The sequence below is a fragment of the Pseudonocardia charpentierae genome, assembly GCF_031845345.1.
In the GTDB taxonomy this organism is placed as follows: Bacteria; Actinomycetota; Actinomycetes; order Mycobacteriales; family Pseudonocardiaceae; genus Pseudonocardia; species Pseudonocardia charpentierae.
The window spans coordinates 1-2,175 of sequence record NZ_JAVREJ010000077.1; the positions used below are offsets into that span (position 1 = coordinate 1).

The following is a 2,175-nucleotide window of genomic DNA, read 5'->3' on the forward strand; positions in this document are numbered from 1 at the left end:
TCCAGGTGATGGTCTTGTACGGCGTGAGAACCGCAAGATCACCACTGGAGCCGTGCCCGCACCCGTACCTCCGCCCGCGTGTCGCCGCAGCTCAGCGCCTACTCACCGCGACTTTGCCGACCCCCTGATCACGACCCGACCCCAGCCAGCGCGACCGTCCGACACTAGCAACCGCCGTGGCCCACCTACACCGCTTCGCGTAAGGCAACGGTAGGTCAGCGGTAAGGCGTGTGGCGCACGCTCGTCGGAAAGGCCGCCGAATGTCAGCGGCCCGGAGGTGAGGAGACCCACCGATGACAACCGATCAACTGCGACCGGCTGAGACACCACGTATTTACGCTGTCCCTGGTGGAAACGGGGTGCGGCTGCACGTTCGCGAATGGGGTCGCCCGGACGGACCGGCCATACTCCTGGTTCACGGATGGTCGCAAGGCCTGACCTGCTGGCGCCACCAGGTCGAGGGCGACCTCGCAGCCCAGTGCCGCGTGGTCGCCCTCGACATCCGGGGCCACGGGATGTCGGAGCGTCCGAGAGAGGCTGACGCCTACCAGGACGCCAACCTGTGGGCCATGGATATCGCTGCGGTACTCGACCAGCTCGAGCTGCAGCGGCCCGTACTCGTCGGGTGGTCGTACGGCGGGTCCATCATCGCCGACTACCTGCGCGTCTTCGGCCAGGGCGCGATCGCCGCAGTCAACCTGGTCGGCGCTGCCATGATCCTCAACGACCATTTCGACCACATCGGACCGGGATTGCTCGATAACGTGGAAGGAGCCTGCAGCCCCGACCTCACCACTGGCATCACAGCTGTCCGCCACTTCCTGCGCGCCTGCACGGTAGAGGCGATGGACCCGGATGACTGGGACTCCGCCCTGTGCACAAATATGGTCGTACGCCCCGATGTGCGCGCCGCATTGCTCGCACGACACATCGACTGCGACGATGTACTGGCCAAGCTGACCGTTCCAGTACTGGTCAGTCACGGAATGCGCGACACCCTCATACTGCCGTCCATGGCCGAACATGTTGTGTCCGCCTGCCCGAGCGCCGTCGCATCCTGGTACGACGACGTCGGCCACGCACCGTTCCTCGAGAGGCCACTCCGGTTCGATCGCGAGTTACTCGATCTGGTCCGTCGAGCGAATGTTCCACATTGATTGCGGCAGCGGTGGCGAAGGATGGGGCGCGTGGGGCTCACCGTCCACGTCAGGTCTTGTTCTCCACGACGCCCGCATTGGGGACCAGATTCCGCTCCAACAGGGCGTACGCCTCGGCTAGATCACGCACTCCTGCCGGGCTGCTGCCGACCTTGGCGGCTGCCCTGATGATGGCCTGAAGGACGGCCTCGTGGGCCTGCTCGCTGGGACTTTGATCGACCATGCTCGACGACCACTCCCCGCGTAATTCACGCGAGGCATCCCGTCAGCTGGCTGATCGTTGTACGCCCACACGTCGGTGAGCAGATTTTCGGGACGGCCAAGGGTGCGCCGCCGGCTGGACGCAGCCAGACCCATCAGCCCCGCAGGGTGCGGTCATCGCCGCACTCGGAAGCGCGGCCCAGGACGGGGCGCAGCACGCTGCCGGTCCGGCGATCGCCACCCCGGAGCAGCCGGTCATTGCGCTGCAGACTGACGGTAGCGGCCTGTGCACGCCTCAGTCCGGCGGCAGGACCGAGGAAGTGATGGCGGACTGTCGCTATGGGGCGAACCATCGCTGATGGCGTGCCGCTTGGGCTGCGCCTGTTCGTCCACATGAAGGGGACACCATGGACATGGTGATGGTTGATGGTCTTCGCATCGCCTACGAACGCGCCGGCGCCGGTCCCGTCCTTGTCCTGCTTCACGGCTATGTGGCCGACGGCCCGACGACGTGGCGGCGGCAGCTTAACGAACTCTGTGACGAGTTCACGATTGTGGCTTGGGACGCCCCGGGCGCGGGTGGCTCGTCTGACCCACCGGAACAGTTCGGGATGGTGGGTTACGCCGACTGCTTGGCTGGTTTCGTCGACGCCCTCGGTCTCAATCGTCCGACCGTTGTCGGGCTGTCGTTCTGGACCGTTCCCGATCTTGTAGACATCCGGTCGTAGACTGCCGCTGATCGCAGCGGAGGCAATCGCGTGGCGACACGCCGTAACTTCACCCAGGAGTACAAGGACCAGGCCGTGAGCCTCGTTCT

Annotated in this window: 3 protein-coding genes; 2 read left to right on the forward strand and 1 reads right to left on the reverse strand. The window is 65.5% G+C overall.

What is annotated here, in order from left to right; genetic code table 11:
* Positions 1-293 precede the first annotated feature (293 nt).
* Positions 294-1,157, forward strand: coding sequence for an alpha/beta fold hydrolase (locus RM445_RS31885; RefSeq protein ID WP_311560583.1), 864 nt, complete (start codon positions 294-296; stop codon positions 1,155-1,157).
* Positions 1,158-1,206: 49 nt separating this feature from the next.
* Here the strand turns inward: RM445_RS31885 and RM445_RS31890 are convergent, their stop codons facing one another.
* Complete coding sequence (locus tag RM445_RS31890) at positions 1,207-1,380, reverse strand: hypothetical protein (protein ID WP_311560584.1); 174 nt, start codon at positions 1,378-1,380, stop codon at positions 1,207-1,209.
* A 385-nt stretch (positions 1,381-1,765) separates the two neighbouring features.
* Here RM445_RS31890 and RM445_RS31895 point away from each other — a divergent pair, with 385 nt between their 5' ends.
* On the forward strand, positions 1,766-2,086 hold the full coding sequence (locus RM445_RS31895) for an alpha/beta fold hydrolase (RefSeq protein WP_311560585.1): 321 nt from the start codon (positions 1,766-1,768) through the stop codon (positions 2,084-2,086).
* Positions 2,087-2,175 lie beyond the last annotated feature (89 nt).